The organism is Brevundimonas sp. FG8, from assembly GCF_057808845.1.
In genome coordinates, this window is sequence record NZ_JBMDIU010000003.1 from 209,993 (window position 1) to 229,689 (window position 19,697).

Here is a 19,697-nt window from a genome sequence, read left to right on the forward strand (position 1 = left end):
ACCAGAGCCATGATCCTCGTCGTCGATAACTACGACAGTTTTACCTACAACCTCGTCCACTACCTCGCGGAGCTGGGCGCGGAGACCAAGGTCGTGCGCAATGACGACCTGACCGCCGCCGAGGCCTGGGCGCTGAAGCCCGAGGCCGTGCTGCTGTCGCCGGGTCCGTGCACCCCCAACGAGGCGGGCGTCTGCCTCGCCCTGCTGGACACCGCGCCGCTGGACATGCCGATCTTCGGCGTCTGTCTGGGCCATCAGGCGATGGGACAGGCCTTCGGCGGCGACGTGATCCGCGCCAAGGCCCTGATGCACGGCAAGACCTCGCCCATCCTGCACGAAGGCAAGAGCGTCTTCCGCGGCCTGCCCTCGCCGTTCACCGCGACCCGCTACCATTCGCTGGCCGTGAAGCGGGAAACCCTGCCGGACGTGCTGGAGGTCACCGCCTGGACCGCCGACGGCGAAATCATGGGGCTGGCCCACAAGACCCGCCCGATCCACGGCGTCCAATTCCACCCGGAATCGATCGCCACCGAGCACGGCCACGACCTGCTGGCCAACTTCCTCGATCTCGCGGGCGTCAAGCGTCGGGCGATGGTCTGACGTGGCTGACGTCAAGTCCCTGCTGGCCAAGCTGGTCGACGGTCAGGTGCTGTCGGACGCGGAGGCGCATGCCTTCTTCGCCGCCTGCCTGCGCGGCGAGCCGACGCCGGCCCAGGTCGCCGCCGCCGTCACCGCCCTGCGTATCCGGGGCGAGACTGTGGGCGAGATCGCGGCCTTCGCCACCGCCATGCGCGAGGCGGCCCTGACGCTCGACCATCCGTATGAGGTGATCGACACCTGCGGCACCGGCGGTGACGGCCAGCACACCTACAACATCTCCACCGCCGCGGCCCTCGTGCTTGCGGGCGCCGGACTGAAGGTCGCCAAGCACGGCAACCGGGCGCTCAGCTCCAAATCCGGCTCGTCCGACGTCCTGTCGGTGCTGGGCGTGAACCTTCAGGCCACCGAGGCCCAACAGCTCCGCGCGTTAGACAAGGCCGGCATCGCCTTCCTGTTCGCTCCCACCTACCACGGGGCCATGCGCCACGTCGGCCCGGTGCGGACCGAGATCGGCTTCCGCACCGTGTTCAACCTGCTGGGCCCCCTGTCCAATCCGGCGCAGGCGAAGCGGCAGGTCATGGGCGTCTATGATCCCCGCCTGCTGGAGCCGCTGGCCGAGGTGCTGGGCCGTCTGGGCGCGATCCGGGCCTGGACCGTCCACGGTCAGGGTCTCGATGAGTTGACCGTCACCGGCGAGACCGAGGTGGCGGAGTGGAAGGACGGCGCCGTGCGTCGTTTCACCGTCACCCCCGAGGACGCCGGTCTGGCCCGCCACGACATCAGCGCCATCCGTGGCGGTGACGCCGAGGAGAACGCCACGGCCCTGCGCGCCCTGCTGGACGGGGCGACCGGCGCCTATCGCGACGTCGTCCTGCTGAACGCCGCCGCCGCCCTGGTGGTGGCGGACAAGGCCGCCGATCTGGCCGAGGGCGCGGTTCAGGCCGCCGCCGTCATCGACGACGGCCGCGCGGCCAAGGCCCTGGCCGAACTGGTCGAGGCCACCAATACGCCCATTGAGGAAGAGGAGACGGCATGACCGACGTGCTGGAACGGATCGCCGCCTACAAGCGCGAGGACGTCACCGGTCGGAAAGCCGCCCTGTCGCAGGACGCCGTCGAGGCCCGCGCCGCCCTCGCCTCGGCCCCACGCGGCTTCCGCGCCGCTCTGGAATCCCGCGTCGAAGCCACCGGCCGCCCGGCCCTGATCGCCGAGATCAAGAAAGCCAGCCCGTCCAAGGGCCTGATCCGCGCCGACTTCAATCCGCCCGCGCTGGCGCAGGCCTACGAGCGCGGCGGCGCCTCCTGCCTGTCCGTCCTGACCGACGGGCCCAGCTTCCAGGGCGACGACAGCTATCTGTCCGCCGCCCGTGACGCGGTCTCGCTGCCCTGCCTGCGCAAGGACTTCCTGGTGGACCCGTGGCAGGTGGCCGAGAGCCGCGCCCTGGGCGCCGACTGCATCCTGATCATCCTGGCCATGATCGACGACACGCTGGCCGCCGAACTGCTGGCCGAGGCCGAGCGCTTCGGTATGGACGCCCTGATCGAGACCCACGACGAGGCCGAGATGGCCCGCGCCTGCAAGCTCGGCGGCGATCTGGTCGGCATCAACAACCGCTCCCTGCGGACCTTCGAGGTCGATCTGGAGACCACAGAACGCCTCGCGATGCTGAGCCCGGTGAGGGCGCTGCTGGTGGCCGAAAGCGGCATCTTCACCCCGGACGACGTCCAGCAAGTCTCCGACGCGCACGCCCAGGCCATCCTCGTCGGCGAAAGCCTGATGCGTCAGGACGACGTGGAAGCGGCGACGCGGGCGTTGCTCTCGTGAGGTGGACTGCCCGGCTCGCCTTGGCTTCGTTAGGCTTGGTTCCTCTCGGCGGAATAGCCCAAGCACAGGCGGTTGAACGCGAGACTTCGCGCTGCATCCAGACTGCGGAGTGTTGGGTTGGCAAGTTCGCTTTCATCAACTTCACAGGCCAGAGAGTAGAATTCCGCGTTGATGGTGTTCTCGTCCTCGACAACGCGCTCCAGACGGACGACTGGAGCACCGCGCTGTCACGCTATCTGGAGCATCCACTTCGCGCATCGAGCGCGATGGAACTGATCATCGATGGCGAGACGGTTTACGCCGGTCCTGTTTCTGACGCCGCCGTGCGAACGATCTATATCGATGCGCGCCGCACGCTGCCTGTGCACCAGACGAACCACCCCAGTCCTTTGCTGGACTGACGGCCTCAAGTCTCGAACGCCAACTCGGTAACCGGACCTTAACCGGAACACCACAGGAACAGTTGGTGGACGTTTGCGGTTTGTTCCGCTAGCGTTCCGGAAACCGGATTCGCCTCGAGGGCCGCATGCTCACGCGCAAACAGCACGAACTGCTCATGTTCATCCACGAACGGATTCAGGAGACTGGTGTGTCTCCGTCGTTCGACGAGATGAAGGAGGCGCTGGATCTGGCGTCCAAGTCGGGCATCCACCGGCTGATCACGGCGCTGGAGGAGCGCGGCTTCATCCGCCGCCTCGCCCACCGCGCCCGCGCGCTGGAAGTCACCAAACTGCCGGAACAGGCCACGGCGGGCGCGCCGCGCGGCCATGCCGGCTTCAAGCCCGGCGTGATCGAGGGCGGTGGTCGTCCCAAGGCCGCCGAGCCCGCCAACGACACCCGTGAACTGTCCCTGATGGGCAAGATCGCCGCGGGCACCCCCATCGACGCCATCGAGCACGAGACCGCCCGCTATCCGGTGCCGGAGGCCATGCTCGGCTCTGGCGAGCACTATCTGCTCGAGATCGAGGGCGACTCGATGATCGAGGCCGGCATCCTCAACGGCGACATGGTCATCATCAAATCGACCGAGAACTGCTCCTCGGGCGAGATCGTCGTCGCTCTGGTCGAGGGTGAACAGGCGACGCTGAAGCGCCTGCGCAAGAAGGGCGCCTCCATCGCCCTGGAGCCCGCCAACCGCAACTATGAGACCAAGATTTACGGCGCCGATCAGGTGGCCGTGCAGGGCAAGCTGGTCGGCCTGATCCGCCGCTATCACTGACCCTCGGCGGCGCCGTAGCGGCTCCACGGCCGCTCCCCGCGCACGTCGGACACCCACAGGGCTCGCCAGCGGTTCGCCGCAGCGGGCCCTTCGCGTTTCAGCTCCACCGCGCCGCCCCGGGCGTAGTCGAGACCGTCGAGAACCAGCCTTCTGCCGCAGGACGGCGGCAGTTCGCGTACGACCGTCCGTATACTGACGACCGGCGCGGATCGGCATAGTCCGTCCATCTGTTCCGCCGTCGGCGCGCGCCTGCCCCACCACAGCGCCACCGGTCCTGATGTCTCCGGCGCGCAGGAGAAGCGGCCGCAGGTCCAGCCCTCAGTCGGACGCTCCACCGCCTCCAGCCCCCGCCTGCGGGTCCAGACATCGACTGCGAACTGCCGCACGCCGGGTCGCGCCACCACGGCCTGCCGATCCTGCATCCACGCCGCCTGCAAGCCGCCGTCGCCGATCCAGAGGTCCGGCGTCGGCGTTCTGGGCCAGATCAGCACCGCACAGGCCAGCGGCAGGCCCAGCCACCGCAGCGGCCCGCGCCACAGGCAGCAGAACAGGATGCCGAGGAAAGCCAGCGGCAGGACGATCTCCGGCGCGCTGGCGATGGTCCGGACCGCGCCCGGCAGGCCCGCCGTCCACCCGCCGATGGCCAGCATCACCTCGATCCCCTTCGCCGCGAGCCACAGGAAGGGCGCGCCGAGACCGATAGGCTCCAGCAAGGCACCCAGCGCCAGCGCGGGCATGATCAGAAAGTCTGACAGCGGCGCTGTCGCGAGGTTCGCCGCCAGCCCGTACATGGCCGAGCGGTTGAAATGCTGCATGGCGAACGGTCCGGTCGCCGCGCCCGCCACCAGACTGGCCAGCACCGCCGCCCCGATCCACGCCCCCGTCCTCTGCACCGCGAGAATGGGCAGCGGGGCCGAAATCTCCTTCGGTCGCCGGGGCCAGGCCTCAACGAGCGCCACCAGCGCCGCCGTAGCCGCGAACGACATCTGGAACCCCGGCGTCACAATCGCCTCGGGCTGAAGCAGCAGCACCACAAAGGCCGCCACCGCCAGCGCGTGCATGGTGATCGCCTGCCGGTCCAGCAGAACGGCGAGGAAGGCGATGGCGGCGGTGATGGCCGCCCGCTCGGCCGGGGGCGGCGCGCCCGACACCACCAGATAGGTGCCCACCGCCAGCAATCCCGCCCAGGCCGCCACCTTCTTGCCCGACACCCGCAGCGCCAGCCACGGCCACAGGGCGACCAGCAGCCGCACCAGAAAGAAGGCGAACCCGCCGACCACCGCCATGTGCAGGCCCGAGATCGACAGGATGTGCGCCAGCCCCGAGTCCCGCATCACATCGACCTCCGCCGGGTCCAGCCAGGCCTCCTGCCCCGTGGTCATGGCCGCCGCCACGCCGCCCGCCCGCTCGCCCTGCCGCGCCACGATCCGCTTCGCCAGATCAAAGCGGAAGGCGTTGATCTTCATCACCAGCCGCAATCGCCAGGGCGCCTCGGGCAAGACCGTGGAGCGGGTCTCGCCCAGGCTGAAGGCCACCCCGCCGATCCGCTGGAAGAAGGCCGTGCGGCCGAAATCATAGGCCCCGGGGCTGGCCGGCGCGGGCGGCGGGTTCAGGATGGCGAACAGGCGGATCGGCTCCCCCGGGGCGGGCGGCAGCGCCTCTTTCACCGTGGCCCGGATGCGGACCGGCGTCTGCTCCGGCGCCAGCCCCCGGATGCGGACCGGGGCGACGATGACCCGCGCCCCCGCCGAACCGGGAATGTCGACATCGACCACCCAGCCCTCGATCACCGTCGGCTCTTCCAGCGCGGGCGCGATGGGCGCCGCCACCGCATCGGTCCTCAGCTTGGCGACCGCCAGTCCCAGCGCGAAACAGGCCAGCATCAGCAGGCACAGGCTCCACGCCCGCGCCAGATGCAGCCGCCGCCCGAGCAACCATCCTGCTGCGGCCGTCAGGGCGAACAGCAGCAGCGGCCATGACGGCGGCTCGCTCCTGAAGGCGAAATAGGTCGCGCATCCCCCGCCGAACGCCACCGGCGACCACAGACGCCAGCGCAGGCTCTGGGCCGCGACCTGCGCACCTAGCCACTCCGTCACCGTCTCCCGCGTGATCGCCGCCACCCGTCAAATCCCCCGACCCGCATGGCCGGAAAGAACCATGACGACAAAATCTCCATCTTCACAACCTATGGATAAAGACCTTCCCGGACGCGTCGGTAAACGCTCCCGCGCCGACAGGGCTAGGCTCAGGCTCGGGCGGCGCTATAACCCCGGCATGAGCCTCCCCGTCGTTACCCGCTTCGCCCCCTCGCCGACCGGTTTCCTGCACATCGGCGGCGCCCGCACCGCCCTGTTCAACTACCTGTTCGCCCGTCGCCACGGCGGCAAATTCCTTGTCCGGGTGGAGGACACCGACCGCGAGCGGTCGACCGAAGAGGCCGTGAAGGCCATTTTCGACGGCATGGCCTGGCTCGAGCTGTTCGCCGACGAGGAGCCGGTGTTCCAGTTCTCGCGCGCCGACCGCCACCGCGAGGTGGCGAACCAGTTGCTCGAGAGCGGCCACGCCTATCGCGACTTCCTGACCGCCGAAGAGACCGGCGCCCTGCGGGATCAGGCCAAGGCGGACGGCAAGACTTTCGAGTCGCCCTGGCGCGACCGTGAGCCAAGCGTGGATGACCTGCTGAAGCCGCACACCATCCGCTTCCGCCGCCCGGCCGACGCGCCCGTGGTCGTGGACGACGCCGTGCAGGGCACGGTGCGCTGGGAGTCGTCGGCGCTGGACGATCTGGTCATCGTGCGTTCGGACGGCGCCCCGACCTACAACCTCGCCGTGGTCGTCGATGACCACGACATGGGGGTCACCCACGTCATCCGTGGCGACGACCACCTGAACAACGCCGCCCGCCAGAGCCTGATCTATGACGCCCTGGGCTGGCCCCGCCCGACCTTCGCCCACATCCCCCTGATCCACGGTCCGGACGGCGCCAAGCTGTCCAAGCGGCATGGAGCGCAGGCGGTGCATGAGTACGCCGAGATGGGCTACCTGCCCGAGGCGATGCGCAACTATCTGGCCCGACTCGGCTGGGCCCACGGCGACGACGAGCTGTTCTCCGACGCGCAGGCGCAGGAGTGGTTCGATCTGGGCGGCATCGGCAAGGCGCCGTCGCGGCTGGACTTCGACAAGTTGGCCCACGTCAACAGCCACTGGATCCGGCTCGCGCAGGACGACCGGCTGGCCAAGCTGACCCTCGACGTTCACCTGTCGCGCGGCCATGCGCTGGCCCCTGACGACGAGACCCGCTTGCTGCGCGCCATGCCGTTCGTGAAGGACCGCGCCAAAACCACGCTGGAACTGGCAGACCAGACCGCCTTCGTCCTGAAGCCCCGTCCGCTTTCCATCGATGAAAAGGGACTTGGCCTGCTGTCCGGCGAGTCCGGCGAGCGCATCGGCCGCCTGCGGGATCGGCTGAAATTGTTCGGCAGCTGGGATGTTTTCGCCCTTGAAGCCGAGCTCAAGGCCTTCGCCGAAGAGGAAGGCGTGGGCTTCGGGAAAATCGGCCCGGCGACCCGCGCGGCCCTGACCGGAGGGGCCGCTTCGCCCGACATCGCGAAAACTTTGGCGGCTCTGGGGCGAGAAGAAAGCCTCGGGCGCTTGGATGATGCGCTGCAACAGACTAAGTGACGTTCACAAATGAAACGCGGTCCGTCGCCTCCCCGCGCGAGACCGTTCTGACAAAGGGGCTGAAATGACCGACCAAGCCAAACCCGCCGGTACGGCGACCCTCAACTACGCCGGAAAGTCGATTGACCTTCCGGTGCTGTCGGGTTCCACCGGCCCGGACGTCATCGACATCCGCAAGCTGTACGCGGGCACCGACGCCTTCACTTTCGACCCGGGATTCACCTCGACCGCCTCGTGCGAGTCCGGCCTGACCTTCATCGACGGCGACGCCGGTGTTCTGCTGCACCGCGGCTACCCGATCGACCAGCTGGCCTCGCAGTCGAACTTCATCGAGGTCTGCCACCTGCTGCTGCACGGCGAACTGCCGACCGCGGCGCAGTACGAAGAGTTCAAGAACAGCATCACCATGCATACGATGCTGCACAGCCAGTTCGACCGCTTCTTCGAGGGCTTCCGGCGCGACGCCCACCCGATGTCGATCATGGTCGGCACCGTCGGCGCCCTGTCGGCCTTCTATCACGACAGCCTGGACATCCATGATCCGGTCCAGCGCAACATCTCGGCCATCCGCCTGATCGCGAAGATGCCGACCATCGCGGCCCGCGCCTACAAATACCATATCGGCCAGCCCTTCGTTTCGCCGCGCAACGATCTGTCCTACGCTGAGAACTTCCTGCGCATGTGCTTCGCCGTTCCGGCCGAGGACTATCAGGTTGATCCGCGTCTGGTCCGCGCCATGGACCGCATCTTCACCCTGCACGCCGATCACGAGCAGAACGCCTCGACCTCGACCGTCCGTCTGGCCGGTTCGTCGGGCGCCAATCCGTTCGCCTGTATCGCCGCCGGCATCGCCTGCCTGTGGGGCCCGTCGCACGGCGGCGCCAACGAAGAGGCGCTGAACATGCTCAAGGAGATCGGCACCCCGGACAAGATCCCGGAGTTCATCCAGGGCGTGAAGGACCGCAAGTACAAGCTGATGGGCTTCGGCCACCGCGTGTACAAGAACTACGATCCGCGCGCGAAGGTCATGCAGCAGTCGGCCTACGAAGTGCTCGAAGCGACCGGCCGCCAGAACGACCCGCTGTTCCTGGTCGCCAAGGAGCTGGAGAAGGTCGCCCTGCAGGACGAGTACTTCACCTCGCGCAAGCTGTTCCCGAACGTCGACTTCTACTCGGGCATCACCCTGTCGGCGATGGGCTTCCCGACCAGCATGTTCACCGTGCTGTTCGCCCTGGCCCGCACCGTGGGCTGGATCGCCCAGTGGCAGGAAATGATGGCCGACCCGGGCCAGAAGATCGGCCGCCCGCGTCAGCTGTACACCGGCCCGACCGAGCGCGACTACGTGCCGATCGAGAAGCGCGGCTAAGCCTCGTTTCGAGGCAGGACCACAAGAACGCCGGGGCGAAAGCTCCGGCGTTTTTCATGTCCGGACACGTTTTTCGGGCGTCCGGACACCCCGGCGGTTGAAGCCGCCCGCCAGACCCTCTTTGCTGACCCCATGACCGAAGACGCCAAACCTTCTCCCGGCCCCGTCCACGAACTGCTCGAGACCGCCAAGGTCATCGGGATCGGCCTGCTGGCGGCCACCGCCATCCAGACCAGCCTGTTCCAGCCCTTCACCATCCCGTCGTCCTCGATGGAGCCCGGACTGGTGACCGGCGACTATGTGGTGGTGTCCAAATTCGCCTACGGCTGGAGCCGGGCGTCCCTGCCCTTCAACCCGCCCCTGCCCTCGGGCCGGCTGTTCGGAAAACAGGCCGAACGCGGCGACGTCGTGGTGTTCCGCCGCCCCAGCGCGCCGGACCAGACCTGGGTGAAGCGGATCATCGGCCTGCCGGGCGACCGGGTTCAGGTCATGGGAGGCACGGTCTTCATCAACGGTCGTCCGATCCGGCGGACCCCGCTCGATATCGTTCAGGACCATGACGCCCCCGAGCGTCAGGTGCTGCAGGTGCGCGAGACCAAACCCGACGGCACGCCCTACCTGACCTACGACGGCGGTTCGGGTCAGCAGGGCGATGACACGGGCGTCTATGTCGTGCCCGAGGGCCAGTATTTCATGATGGGCGACAACCGCGACAACTCGCTGGATAGTCGGTGGCCCGCCGACGTCGGCGTGGGCCTGCTGCCGGCCGAAAACATCGTCGGCAAGGCCGAGATCATCGTCGCCTCGTGGAAGCCCGGCGCGGGCCTGTTCAAGCCCTGGACCTGGTTCAATCTCCAGTCGGGCCGGTTCTTCAAGCCGATCGATTAGGCCGTCCTCTAGGGCCGGAACTCGTCATAGCTCAGAACGCCGTCGCGGTTGGCGTCCAGCCGATCAAAGGCCGCGCGTGAGCGATGCGGCTCCTGTTTGTGATCCTGTGTCTGGGCCAGCGAAGGCGCGGCCACGGCGCCCAAGGCCAGTCCCGCCGCCAGCGCCGCCGCCGCATACCACAGCCGGGGCCGCGCACGCGGCGCCCCTCCGACCTCGCGCTCCATGAAGGCCCGCACCGCCTCGCTGACGGTCACGCCGTTCTCACGGCAGCGCGTGGCGAAGGCGGTCTTGGCGCCGTAGGGCACGCGGACCTCGATGGTTTCGCTCTTTTTGGGCGCCTTGGGGCTGGTCATGGTCTGATCTCCGACGGATCACGGCACAGCCCGATCCGCGTACGAAGATGAAGCCGAGACGTCGCCGCGTCTAGATCAGGTGCAGATCGCGGAAGCGACCAATCAGGTCGTTCAGGTCCCGGTGCATGTGCGTCAGGCCGATAGCCGCCGCCCCGCGCGCCAGATCGCCGTCCGGTTCCGCGCCGCCCAACTTCAATGTGGCGTCGGGGTCATCCAGCGGCTCGACCGCGGCGCCACGCGACAGCGCCTCCATGCGGTCCACGGCGGTTGAACCCGCCAGCGCCCAGGGCTCCAGCCGCTCCAGCGCGCCGCTGACCTGAAATCCTCGCCCCAGAATGACGATGTCGCTGCGCACCCGCCAGAAGGTCCGCACCAGCGCCGCCCGGTCCGCCGTCTCCTTCTGCGCGCCGGGCAGGTCGATCACACTGGTCGCCGCCTGCCCCAGCCCGTCCAGACGCTTCTTCAGATCGGCATGCCTGCGCGCCAATTCCCCCTGATCCGCTTCTTCCCCCCTCATCACCAGTTCCAGCAGGGCCGCCGCCTTTCCGGCCGCCTCTCGCGCCTGCAGCTTGAAGGTCTGGCGAGCGTGATGCGGGAACAGCAGCAGGATGGCGACGACGCCCACGCCACTGCCGACGAGGATCTCCATCACCCGGTCCAGCGCCAGTTGCGCCGGCCCTTCCGGCCCCGCGGCGCCGGCGATGACGATGGCCGCCGTGACCGGCGCCACCTTAAGCCAGGGCCGGCCGGTTCCGAAGAAGGCCAGACCGGCCACGGACGCGGCGAGCCCCGCCATCATCCAGTTCACGCCCTCGGGTCGTGCGAAGGCGACCACGCCCCCCACGACCGCCCCGACCAGGGTTCCGATGCTGCGATCCCGCGCCACCGTCAGCACACTGCCGCCCACGCTGGTCTGGATTACGACGATGGCGGAGATCACGCTCCAGTAGGGATGCGGGAGCCGCAGGGCGGTCGCCAGATAGAAGGCCACGACCGCGCCCACCGCGATCTGCAGGGCCGCCCGCACCTCGGCCGCGCGGCGCGGGCTCAGCGCGCGCGCCATTTCAGAACCGCCCCGTCCGGCAGGCCGGCGCCCCGTCCCGGTTCCGCCACAGGTCCGCGTCGTTCAGAAGGCCGGGGATGAGGATCAACACCGGCGTGGTCACGATCTCAGACGCCCGCCTTCGCCGCGATGACCCGCAGCACCGCATCCGCCGCCAGACTGGACGGATCAGGCGCATTGCGGCCCATCAGGTCCAGCGCCGCCGTCTGACGTTCCGCCTGCGCGCGCCGGGCCTCCGGATCGGCCAGAAGACGGCCAACCTCGGCGGCGACGCTCTCGGGCGTGGCGTCCTTCTGGATCAGCTCACGCGCGATCTCTTCATCGGCGGCGTGGTTGAACAGGGTCGCGTACTTGCCCGTGAAGAAGGGCTTCATGATCGCATAGCTGAGCGGCTGGAAGCGGTAGCCGATCACGATCGGCGCCCCGGCCAACGCCAGTTCGGTCGAGACCGTACCGCTGGTCGCCAGCGCCACCGTCGCGGCCTTCATCGCATCATACTTCTCGGATTCAGAGACCAGATGCACGCGGAACGGCCAGGCCGCGATGCGACCGGCGACGTCTTCCGCAACCGTGCCTGCGGCGACCACAGCCACTTCCAGCGCCGGATTGTCCCGCTTCAGCTTCGCCACCGCGCCCTCATAGACGGGGGTCATCAGGCGGATTTCAGACGGGCGACTACCCGGCAGAACCAGCAACAGATCAGCGTCCGGCGCGATGCCCCGGCGGGCGCGGAAGGCGGCGGGGTCGGCCGCGCTCATGTCCACGTGCAGGGCCTGCGAGCCGACAACCGTGGTCTCCAGTCCCTCCCGCTCGAACCACGGCGCGTCGAAGGCGTAGAGGGCCAGCAGATGGTCCACCGACTGCGCCAACGTCTTCGCGCGGCCGGGACGCGAGGCCCAGACCTGCGGCCCGACATATTTGATCAGCGGCACGCCCGGCAGCGCCTCTTTAAGCGCCTTGGCGACCCGGATGGTGAAGCCCCAGCTGTCGATCAGCACGACCGCGTCCGGCTTTTCCGCCACCGCGTGGGCGACCGTATCGGCCACCCGCTGCTTGACCAGACCGTAGGCCTTCAGCCCCTCGATCCAGCCGAGAATGGACAGTTCGGCGATGTCGAACGGACTGACGACGCCTTCACCCGCCATCTTCGGTCCACCGACGCCGACGAAGATCACATCCGCCCCCAGCCGCTGTCGCAGGGCCTGCGCCAGACCGGCGCCCAGCGCATCGCCGGACGCTTCGGCCGCGACCAGCATGATCTTCAACTGTCGGCTCACTGATCCTCGCCCCAGACATAGAGGCCCAGCCGGTCGGCGGCCTCGATCAGCGACGGGCGGTCCATGACGATCAGCCTGCCCGTCACCCCGCCCACGCCCGCCAGACCGGCGGCGGCGGCCATTTCAATGGTGCGCGCGCCCATGACCGGCATGTCGACCCGCAAGTCCTGGATCGGCTTGGGCGCCTTGCCCAGCGCGCCCTTGCGGGCCGTCGCCGAGCCGCGCAGGTCGCCGGGCAGACCCGCGACCCGCATCAGCATGGCGTCGGTGCCCTCCTGGGCCTCCACGGCCAGCACCAGCCCGTCACAGACGACCGCGCCCTGCCCGATGTCGAGTTCGCCGGTCTTGCCCGCCACGAACAGCGCCTTGCGAAGGTCGGCCAGCTGTTCGTCGGTCGGCTGAACCTTGCCCAGCGCCCCGGACGGCAGGGTCTCGCCGCCCAGAATGTCGTCGGCGCCCTCGACCGCGTACCCCTCGGCCTCGAACAGCGACAGGATTTTGCGCAGCAGGGCGTCGTCGCCCTTGGTCGCCGCGGCGATAATGCCCGGCAGGACCATAGCGCCCTTCAGATCGGGCTTCAGAGTCTTGAAATCCGGGCGGTTGACCGTCCCGGCCAGACAGACCGCCTTGCAGTCCGCCTTCTTCATCGCCGACATGATCTTGCCGATCTCGGCCATGCCCGCGTCAATGCCCGGGTAGTGGGCCAGGTGCGGATCGGCGAACCCGGCCAGACGGATGACGAACACCGGACGCCCCTCGGCCTCGCAGCGCGCGGCGACGGACACGGGCAGGGCCCCGCCTCCGGCGATCAGGGCCAGCTTGCCGCTCATCGTTCCGGCAGCGCCACCGGACGCCGGGTGTCCTCGCGGATGAAGGCGATGATCTCCTGGATTTCCGGCAGGTCCGCATAGGTTTCAGCTGCGGCGGTCAGGCGGTCCGCGAACAGGCCATCGCCCTCGAAAATGTCGCGATAGGCGGCCAGCAGGCGACGCACCGCGTCCTTGTCGTACCCCTTCCGCTTCAGCCCGATCAGGTTCAGTCCATGCAGCTTCACATGGTTGCCCCAGGCCGAGCCGTAGGGGATCACATCGCGCGTCACCGCTGACAGGCCGCCGACGATGGCGCCCTGACCGATCCGGCCGAACTGGTGCACCGCCGCCAGACCGCCCAGGAAGACCCGGTCGCCGATCCGGGCGTGGCCGCCCAGGGTCGCGTTGTTGGCGAAGGTGACGTTGCTTCCAACCACACAGTCATGCCCGACGTGGGCGCCGGTCATGAACAGGCTGTTCGAACCGATCACCGTGACGCCGCTGCCCTGCGGCGTGCCGCGATTGAAGGTGCAGTGTTCACGGATGACGTTGTCCGCGCCGACCTCCAGCCGGACGGTCTCGCCCTTGTAGCCGGTGTGCTGGGGATCACCGCCGATGACGGCGAAGGGATGAATGATCGTCCGCTCGCCGACCGTCGTGTCCTGCTGGACAACTACATGGCTGACCAGACGCACGCCCTCGGACAGGACCACGCGCGGCCCGACCGTGCACCACGGTCCGATCTCGGCCCCGGCGGCGATCTCGGCCTTCGCGTCGATGACGGCTGTGGGATGGATCGCCATCAGGTCGCCGGCTGGTCCACCTTGACGACCATGGCCATGAACTCGGCCTCGGCCGCCAGTTTTCCGTCGATGAAGGTCTCGCCGCGGAACTTGTAGGCGTCGCCCCGGGCCTTGATCACCTTGACCTCCATGCGCAGCTGGTCGCCCGGCCGCGCCGGCTTGCGGAAGCGCACGCCGTCGATGGACATGAACATGATGACCTTGTCGGCCACCGCGACGTCCAGCGTCTTGGACATCAACAGGGCGCCCGTCTGGGCCATGGCCTCGACGATCAGCACGCCCGGCATGACCGGATCGATCGGGAAGTGGCCCGGGAAGAACGGCTCGTTGTGGGTGACGTTCTTGATGCCGGTGATCGAGGTCGCGGGCACGAAGGCTTCGGCCTTGTCGACCAGCAGGAAGGGGTAGCGGTGCGGCAGTCGCCGCATCACCTCGGCGTAATCAATATTGACGTCTTCGCTCATTGCTCTGTCTTCCCGCGGGCCTTGCCCCGCGCCTGTTTGGACACCCAGACGGTCTCGCGCAAGAATTGCCGAATGGGTTTCGCGGGATAACCCGACCAGGTTTCACCCGCCGGCACGTCGGCCAGAATACCGGCGCCGCCGGCGATACGCGCGCCGTCGTGGATTTTCAGGTGATCGCCGACGCCGGCCTGTCCGCCGAAGATCACGCCGTCGCCGACCACGACCGAGCCGGAAATCCCGGTGTGCGCCGCGATCAGGCAGTTGCGACCGATGACGCAGTTGTGGGCGATCATGACCAGATTATCGATCTTGGTGTTCTCGCCGATGACCGTGTCGTCATAGGCGCCGCGGTCGATGCAGGTGTTGGCGCCGACCGTGACATTGTCCTGCAGGATGACGCGGCCGAGCTGCGGCACGTCCACCGCGCCCGTAGCCGATCCGGCGGCGCCGAACCCCGGCTCGCCGATCCGCACGCCCGCGTACAGCTTCACCCTGTCGCCGATCAGGGCGAAGCCGACACTGACGTTCGGGCCGATGTGGCAATCCCGGCCGATCTGGACCCCGGGCCCGATGACGGTGTTGGCGCCGATCCGCGTGCCGCGGCCGATACGGGCGCCCTCGCCCAGCACCACTCCGGGCTCCAGCACCACGCTGTCGTCCTCGACGACCGAGGCCCGCTCCGCCGCCACGGTGAGGCTGCGGGGCGCATGGAACAGCAGGGACGCCGCCGCCCAGGCGGCCTGGGGCGTTCCGGATACCAGAACCGCCGCGCCTTCCGGCGCCAGCTCCACCGCCGCGGCGGGCACGATCACGCAACCGGCCCCGGTGGCCCTGAGCTGTTCAGCGAACTTGCTTACGCCCATGAAGGCGACGTCGGTCGATGAGGCGGTCCCCAAAGGCGCAACGGCGGAGACCTTTCGGTCTCCGCCGCGCGACACTTCGGCCCCGATCCTTTCGGCCAGCCCGGCGACGTCGAGCGTCGTCAGGCTTTCGAAAAATCGCGGGTCAGGCATTCCGGGCCTTGGCTTACTGCTGCAGCTCGGCCGGAACCGCGCTGCGCTGGAACGTCGGCAGAGCCGGCAGCGCCTGATTCAGGCGCTGGATGGCGGCCGGGGTGATGTCCATGGCCGGGTTGCCGGCGAGGATCGAGCTGCCGTCCAGCAACAGGCTGCAGCCACGCTCCTGATACAGGGCGGCGACGACCGGACGGGCGGCGCTCACGATGGTCTGGGTCTGCAGACGCTCGGTGTAGCGCAGCTCGTTGGCGCGGGTCTGCTCCAGTTGTTGGGCTTCCTGCAGACGGGTCTGCCAGGCGCGGGCGCGCGAACCGTCCGGATCCGCGGCCTGGCCACCTTGTTGCAGGGCGGTGGCTTCGCTTTCCAGCGAGGCGCCGTAAGGAGCCAGCTCGCCGCGAACTTCCTCGCCCAAACGTTGCAGGCCGGCGGCCAGCGACTGGCCGGCGGTGCTGTTCTGCAGCAGGGCTTGCGGGCTGTAGATGCAGACGCCCGTGATGGCCGGGCCATGCGTCAGCGGGGCCGGGGTCTGGGCCGGGGTCTGGGCCGCGGCGGCGCCGGCGGTCAGGGTAGCGAGGGCGAAGGCGCCGATAGCGATCAGTTTCATGGTCAGGCCTTTGGAGCGGGACTGCGTCCCACGGTTAGAATTGGGTAGACGTCGAGAAGCGGAAGGACTCGGTCTTGTCGTACTCTTCCTTGCCGAGAACCTTACTGATGTCGAAGCGGATCGGACCCATGGGCGAACGCCAGTGAATGCTGACGCCCGCGGAGGCCCGCAGCTCCAGATCATCAACGATGTTGCTGTCCGGCAGGCCCGAGGAGTTGACCGTATAGCGGTCGTCCAGAACGCCCAGGGTGCCGACGTCGGTGAACAGCGATGTGCGGATGCCGTACTCTTCCGGCAGATAGTTCGGGACCGTCAGTTCCAGCGTTCCGACGGCATAGAAGTTGCCGCCGAGGGCGTCGGTCGTGGTCAGGTCCCGCGGACCGATACCCGCGGTTTCGAAACCGCGGAAGCTGTTGCCGCCCTTGAAGAAACGGTCGTTGATCCGCACCGGGTCCCCGCCCCAGCCTGCGACATAGCCGGTCTGGGCCTTGGCCGTGACGACCCACTGGGGGGTGATGCCCCAATAGGCTTCCACCTCGGCTTCGGTCTTGATGTAGTTCACGTCGCCACCGATGCCGGCGAAGTCCTGACGCAGGGTGCCGGTCCAGCCGCGGGTCGGGCGAACCGGATCGTTCCGGCGGTCGACCAGCAGGGTGTAGCCCGCCGACGAGTTCAGGAACGAACCGACCTGATCGCACAGGGCGTTCGAGCCGGCGCCGCTCGCCGAGCAATAGCCCGAAGGCACGATGATCTCATCGCTCTTCAGGAAGTAGCGGGTGCTGAGCAGGGTATAGCCGTTCAGCGGATAGGACAGACGCAAGCCGCCGCCGGTCGACCGGTAGTCGTAGGACGAATATTCGCTGAGGTCATAGCGCGAGTGGAAGGCGTCAAAGCCCGCGCGCAGGTCACGGCCGAGGAATTTCGGCTCGGTGAAGCGGAAGTCGATCTGCTGACGCAGCGAGCCCCACTCCAGTCGGGCCACGACGTTCTGGCCACGACCGCGGAAGTTCCGCTCGGTGATGCCCAGGTTCAGCACGAAGGAGTCGACCGAGCTGAAGCCCGCACCGACCGACAGTTCGCCGGTGGGCTGTTCGGTGACCGTCACATTGACCACCGACCGGTCGGGGGCGGAGCCGCGCGATTCCTCGACGGTGACGTCCTTGAAGAAGCCCAGGGCGCGCAGATTGTTACGCGACCGCTCCAGCAGGGTGCGGTTGAACGCGTCGCCTTCGCTCAGCATCATTTCGCGGCGGATGACGTTGTCCAGCGTGCGGGTGTTGCCGACCACGTTGATCCGGTCGACGTAGACGCGCTGGCCTTCGCGAACATTGAACGTCACGTCGACGACATTCGTCTCCGGGTTCGCGCGGTACTCGGGCTCGATCTCGACGAAGGCGTAACCGGCCGAACCGGCGGCGAACGTCAGGGCGTCCACGGCGGTTTCGATCTTGTCGCTCTCGTAGAGGTCGCCCTCACGGATCGGAAGCAGGCGCTTCAGGAAGTCCGGGTTCAGCCGCTCGCTTTCGGTGACGATATTGACCGTGCCGAAATTGTACCGATCGCCCTCATCCACCGTCAGGGTGATGCCGAAGCTCGAGTCGTCCGGCGCCAGCTCGCTGACCGCCGACAGGACGCGGAAGTCATAGTAGCCGCGGTTCGTATAGAATTTCCGCAGCTGCTCGCGGTCGTAGTCCAGACGGTTCGGGTCGTAGTTGTCGTTGGTCGTGAACAGCCGCCACCACTGCGACTGCTTGGTGACCATCACATCGCGCAGATCGGCGTCCGAAAACGCCTGGTTGCCCAGGAAGGTGATGGCGCGAACGCCCGTCTCGGCGCCCTCGTTGATCTCGAACACCACGTCGACGCGGTTCTGTTCAAGCTGGACGATCTTCGGCGTCACCGTCGCGCCGATACGGCCCGACAGGCGATACAGCTCGACGATCTTGCCCACGTCTTCCTGAATACGGGCGCGGGTGTAGATGCCGCGCGGCTTCAGGGTGACTTCCTCGGTCAGCTTTTCTTCGCCGATCGCGCTGTTACCCTCGAAGACCACCTGGTTGATGATCGGGTTTTCAACGATTTCGACGACCAGATCGCCGTTCGGCTGCACGCCCAGCTGGACGTCGGCGAACAGCTGGGTGCGGGTCAGGGTGCGGACCGCGACGTCCAGCACCGCGGCGTCGACGACGTCACCCGGCTGGATCGGCAGATAGGACAGGACCGTGGTCTGGTCGATGCGCTGGTTGCCGCGCACCAGAATGCGGGCGATCTGCACGCGCTCCGGACGCTCCGGCGGCGCGGCCTGCTCCTGCGGAGCGGTCGTGATCGGCTCGCCGGTCTGTACGGCGGGCGCGGGCGCGCTTTGCGCCAACGCCGGTCCGGCGAGGCCGGCGGCGACGACCAGAGCCAGAAGGCTTGGGCTCGCGGCGCGGGCGAAACGAAGGGCGGACGCGTCTTTTCGGATCATACGGGAAACCATCGGGGGCTGGCGTCGGCTCATCATGCGAGCCCGCCGAGGAATTTGAACAAACTCAGTTTCTGGAGATCGTTCCAGGTTGCGAACAACATCAATCCCGCCAGCAAAGCAAGACCGACCCTGTAACCGACCTCCTGAACACGGGCGGGAACTGGCCTGCGCGCCACAGCCTCATAGCCGTAGAACATCAGGTGGCCCCCATCCAGCACGGGAATCGGCAGCAGATTTACAATACCCATTCCGATCGAAACTATGGCGGCGAACTGCAGATAGGTCAGAACAAGGTTCAGGATCAGGACCGAGGGCGGCGCTTCATAGGCCACGGCCTGCTTGGTCACGCCGCCCGCGGCCTTGGCGATGCCCAGCGGACCGTTCAGCAAATCCCCGGACTCCTTGCCGACGAAAATGCGGCCAAGGTAGGTGAAGGTGGTGGTGACGACCGACACCATGGTGTCCGCGCCCTTGCCCACGGCCTCGAAGGGATTCAGGCGGCGATAGCTGAAGTCCGATTGCTGCATCGCGCCCAGATACAGGCCCACCCGCGCAACCTTGGTGCGTCCGGCGACCTCGTCTTCCTCAAGTTGACGGACCGGGGTGGCCACCAGCGACACCACCTGTCCTCCGCGTTGAACGGTGAAGGTCAGGGGATCATTGGCCGACAGGAGGATGGTCCGGGTGACCTCAACGCCCTCGGTGACCGGACGACCGTTGATGGCGGTGATCAGATCGCGCGGCTGGAAGCCCGCGGCGGCCGCGGGGCTGCCCTCGGCGACCCGGGCCACGCGGGGGGCCTCGATCCGCTCGCCGATCACGCTGAACAGCAGGGTCAGCAGCACCAGAGCGAGCGCGAAGTTCGACAGCGGCCCGGCCGCCACGATCAGCGCGCGCTGCCACACCGGCTTGAAATGGAAATACTCTTTCACCGCCGCCGGGCCGTGCTCGGCGACCACGCGGGACTTCAGCTCATCCAGTCCCGCCTGGTCCGGCACGCTGGAGGCGTCCAGATCGCCCGAAAATTTCACATAGCCGCCCAGCGGAATCCACCCGAGCCGCCATTCGATGCCGTTCCTGTCGGTCCGGCTCAGCAGGGCGCGCCCGAAGCCGATGGAAAACCGGTCGACCTTCACGCCGAAGGCGCGCGCGACAAGGAAGTGGCCCAGTTCGTGGATGGTGACGATGAACGTCAGCAACAGCAGGAACGGCACGATGTAGATCAGCGCTTGGCCGATAAAGCCTGTCATGCCGAAAAGAATC

General features: G+C 67.8%; 19 protein-coding genes. 8 read left to right on the forward strand and 11 right to left on the reverse strand.

The features are described from left to right. Positions 1-9: 9 nt before the first annotated feature. From ACODRV_RS07270 to lexA, 5 genes are all read left to right on the forward strand, one after another. On the forward strand, positions 10-600 hold the full coding sequence (locus tag ACODRV_RS07270) for an anthranilate synthase component II (protein ID WP_141626534.1): 591 nt from the start codon (positions 10-12) through the stop codon (positions 598-600). 1 nt (position 601) lies between these two features. Next, entirely contained in the window at positions 602-1,636 is a 1,035-nt protein-coding gene (gene trpD, locus ACODRV_RS07275) for an anthranilate phosphoribosyltransferase (RefSeq protein WP_488907876.1), read from the forward strand. Beyond that, positions 1,633-2,424 (forward strand): indole-3-glycerol phosphate synthase TrpC, encoded by a 792-nt coding sequence (gene trpC / locus ACODRV_RS07280; RefSeq protein ID WP_488907877.1) that lies wholly within the window; start codon positions 1,633-1,635, stop codon positions 2,422-2,424. Before trpD ends, trpC begins: the two co-directional genes overlap by 4 nt. 35 nt (positions 2,425-2,459) lie before the next feature. Next, positions 2,460-2,825, forward strand: coding sequence for a hypothetical protein (locus ACODRV_RS07285; protein ID WP_488907878.1), 366 nt, complete (start codon positions 2,460-2,462; stop codon positions 2,823-2,825). A 125-nt stretch (positions 2,826-2,950) separates the two neighbouring features. Further along, entirely contained in the window at positions 2,951-3,643 is a 693-nt protein-coding gene (gene lexA, locus ACODRV_RS07290) for a transcriptional repressor LexA (protein ID WP_141626530.1), read from the forward strand. Here lexA and ACODRV_RS07295 read toward each other — a convergent pair. Further along, positions 3,637-5,763 (reverse strand): ComEC/Rec2 family competence protein, encoded by a 2,127-nt coding sequence (locus tag ACODRV_RS07295; RefSeq protein WP_488907879.1) that lies wholly within the window; start codon positions 5,761-5,763, stop codon positions 3,637-3,639. The genes lexA and ACODRV_RS07295 overlap by 7 nt on opposite strands. A gap of 154 nt (positions 5,764-5,917) precedes the next feature. On the opposite strand from ACODRV_RS07295, the gene gltX reads away from it, so the two are divergent. From gltX to lepB, 3 genes are all read left to right on the forward strand, one after another. Further along, positions 5,918-7,324 (forward strand): glutamate--tRNA ligase, encoded by a 1,407-nt coding sequence (gltX, locus tag ACODRV_RS07300; RefSeq protein WP_141626529.1) that lies wholly within the window; start codon positions 5,918-5,920, stop codon positions 7,322-7,324. 64 nt (positions 7,325-7,388) lie between these two features. Next, positions 7,389-8,690 carry a citrate synthase gene (gene gltA / locus ACODRV_RS07305; protein WP_141626528.1) on the forward strand — a complete coding sequence of 434 codons (1,302 nt, stop codon included), beginning with the start codon at positions 7,389-7,391 and terminating at the stop codon, positions 8,688-8,690. Between the two features lie 132 nt (positions 8,691-8,822). Next, positions 8,823-9,578 (forward strand): signal peptidase I, encoded by a 756-nt coding sequence (gene lepB, locus ACODRV_RS07310; protein ID WP_488907880.1) that lies wholly within the window; start codon positions 8,823-8,825, stop codon positions 9,576-9,578. A gap of 8 nt (positions 9,579-9,586) precedes the next feature. Here the strand turns inward: lepB and ACODRV_RS07315 are convergent, their stop codons facing one another. The 10 genes from ACODRV_RS07315 to ACODRV_RS07360 form a co-directional block, all read right to left on the reverse strand. After that, positions 9,587-9,931, reverse strand: a complete 345-nt coding sequence (locus ACODRV_RS07315; protein ID WP_488907881.1) for an EF-hand domain-containing protein — start codon at positions 9,929-9,931, stop codon at positions 9,587-9,589. A 70-nt stretch (positions 9,932-10,001) separates the two neighbouring features. After that, positions 10,002-10,994 carry an FUSC family protein gene (locus ACODRV_RS07320; protein ID WP_488907882.1) on the reverse strand — a complete coding sequence of 331 codons (993 nt, stop codon included), beginning with the start codon at positions 10,992-10,994 and terminating at the stop codon, positions 10,002-10,004. 107 nt (positions 10,995-11,101) lie between these two features. Beyond that, complete coding sequence (gene lpxB, locus ACODRV_RS07325) at positions 11,102-12,271, reverse strand: lipid-A-disaccharide synthase (protein WP_488907883.1); 1,170 nt, start codon at positions 12,269-12,271, stop codon at positions 11,102-11,104. Further along, positions 12,268-13,101 (reverse strand): UDP-2,3-diacylglucosamine diphosphatase, encoded by an 834-nt coding sequence (lpxI, locus tag ACODRV_RS07330; protein WP_488907884.1) that lies wholly within the window; start codon positions 13,099-13,101, stop codon positions 12,268-12,270. The genes lpxB and lpxI overlap by 4 nt, the downstream gene beginning before the upstream one ends. Next, positions 13,098-13,883, reverse strand: a complete 786-nt coding sequence (gene lpxA, locus ACODRV_RS07335; RefSeq protein ID WP_488907885.1) for an acyl-ACP--UDP-N-acetylglucosamine O-acyltransferase — start codon at positions 13,881-13,883, stop codon at positions 13,098-13,100. Before lpxA ends, lpxI begins: the two co-directional genes overlap by 4 nt. Beyond that, positions 13,883-14,347 (reverse strand): 3-hydroxyacyl-ACP dehydratase FabZ, encoded by a 465-nt coding sequence (fabZ, locus tag ACODRV_RS07340; RefSeq protein WP_141626521.1) that lies wholly within the window; start codon positions 14,345-14,347, stop codon positions 13,883-13,885. Before fabZ ends, lpxA begins: the two co-directional genes overlap by 1 nt. Further along, positions 14,344-15,360: a UDP-3-O-(3-hydroxymyristoyl)glucosamine N-acyltransferase gene (gene lpxD / locus ACODRV_RS07345; protein ID WP_488907886.1), complete on the reverse strand. Its 1,017-nt coding sequence runs from the start codon at positions 15,358-15,360 to the stop codon at positions 14,344-14,346. The genes fabZ and lpxD overlap by 4 nt, the downstream gene beginning before the upstream one ends. Positions 15,361-15,373: 13 nt before the next feature. Continuing rightward, complete coding sequence (locus ACODRV_RS07350) at positions 15,374-15,967, reverse strand: OmpH/Skp family outer membrane protein (protein WP_141626519.1); 594 nt, start codon at positions 15,965-15,967, stop codon at positions 15,374-15,376. A gap of 34 nt (positions 15,968-16,001) precedes the next feature. After that, on the reverse strand, positions 16,002-18,434 hold the full coding sequence (bamA, locus tag ACODRV_RS07355; protein ID WP_488907887.1) for an outer membrane protein assembly factor BamA: 2,433 nt from the start codon (positions 18,432-18,434) through the stop codon (positions 16,002-16,004). Positions 18,435-18,466: 32 nt separating this feature from the next. Continuing rightward, positions 18,467-19,684: a M50 family metallopeptidase gene (locus ACODRV_RS07360; protein ID WP_488907888.1), complete on the reverse strand. Its 1,218-nt coding sequence runs from the start codon at positions 19,682-19,684 to the stop codon at positions 18,467-18,469. Positions 19,685-19,697: the final 13 nt, after the last annotated feature.

Coding starts and splice junctions, on each gene's coding strand:
- ACODRV_RS07270 (WP_141626534.1), top strand. CDS start 10: ATGATCCTCGTCGTCGATAACTACGACAGTTTTACCTACAACCTCGTC.
- trpC (WP_488907877.1), top strand. CDS start 1,633: ATGACCGACGTGCTGGAACGGATCGCCGCCTACAAGCGCGAGGACGTC.
- lexA (WP_141626530.1), top strand. CDS start 2,951: ATGCTCACGCGCAAACAGCACGAACTGCTCATGTTCATCCACGAACGG.
- gltX (WP_141626529.1), top strand. CDS start 5,918: ATGAGCCTCCCCGTCGTTACCCGCTTCGCCCCCTCGCCGACCGGTTTC.
- gltA (WP_141626528.1), top strand. CDS start 7,389: ATGACCGACCAAGCCAAACCCGCCGGTACGGCGACCCTCAACTACGCC.
- lepB (WP_488907880.1), top strand. CDS start 8,823: ATGACCGAAGACGCCAAACCTTCTCCCGGCCCCGTCCACGAACTGCTC.
- ACODRV_RS07315 (WP_488907881.1), bottom strand. CDS start 9,931: ATGACCAGCCCCAAGGCGCCCAAAAAGAGCGAAACCATCGAGGTCCGC.
- ACODRV_RS07320 (WP_488907882.1), bottom strand. CDS start 10,994: ATGGCGCGCGCGCTGAGCCCGCGCCGCGCGGCCGAGGTGCGGGCGGCC.
- lpxI (WP_488907884.1), bottom strand. CDS start 13,101: ATGAGCGGCAAGCTGGCCCTGATCGCCGGAGGCGGGGCCCTGCCCGTG.
- lpxA (WP_488907885.1), bottom strand. CDS start 13,883: ATGGCGATCCATCCCACAGCCGTCATCGACGCGAAGGCCGAGATCGCC.
- fabZ (WP_141626521.1), bottom strand. CDS start 14,347: ATGAGCGAAGACGTCAATATTGATTACGCCGAGGTGATGCGGCGACTG.
- lpxD (WP_488907886.1), bottom strand. CDS start 15,360: ATGCCTGACCCGCGATTTTTCGAAAGCCTGACGACGCTCGACGTCGCC.
- ACODRV_RS07350 (WP_141626519.1), bottom strand. CDS start 15,967: ATGAAACTGATCGCTATCGGCGCCTTCGCCCTCGCTACCCTGACCGCC.
- bamA (WP_488907887.1), bottom strand. CDS start 18,434: ATGATCCGAAAAGACGCGTCCGCCCTTCGTTTCGCCCGCGCCGCGAGC.
- ACODRV_RS07360 (WP_488907888.1), bottom strand. CDS start 19,684: ATGACAGGCTTTATCGGCCAAGCGCTGATCTACATCGTGCCGTTCCTG.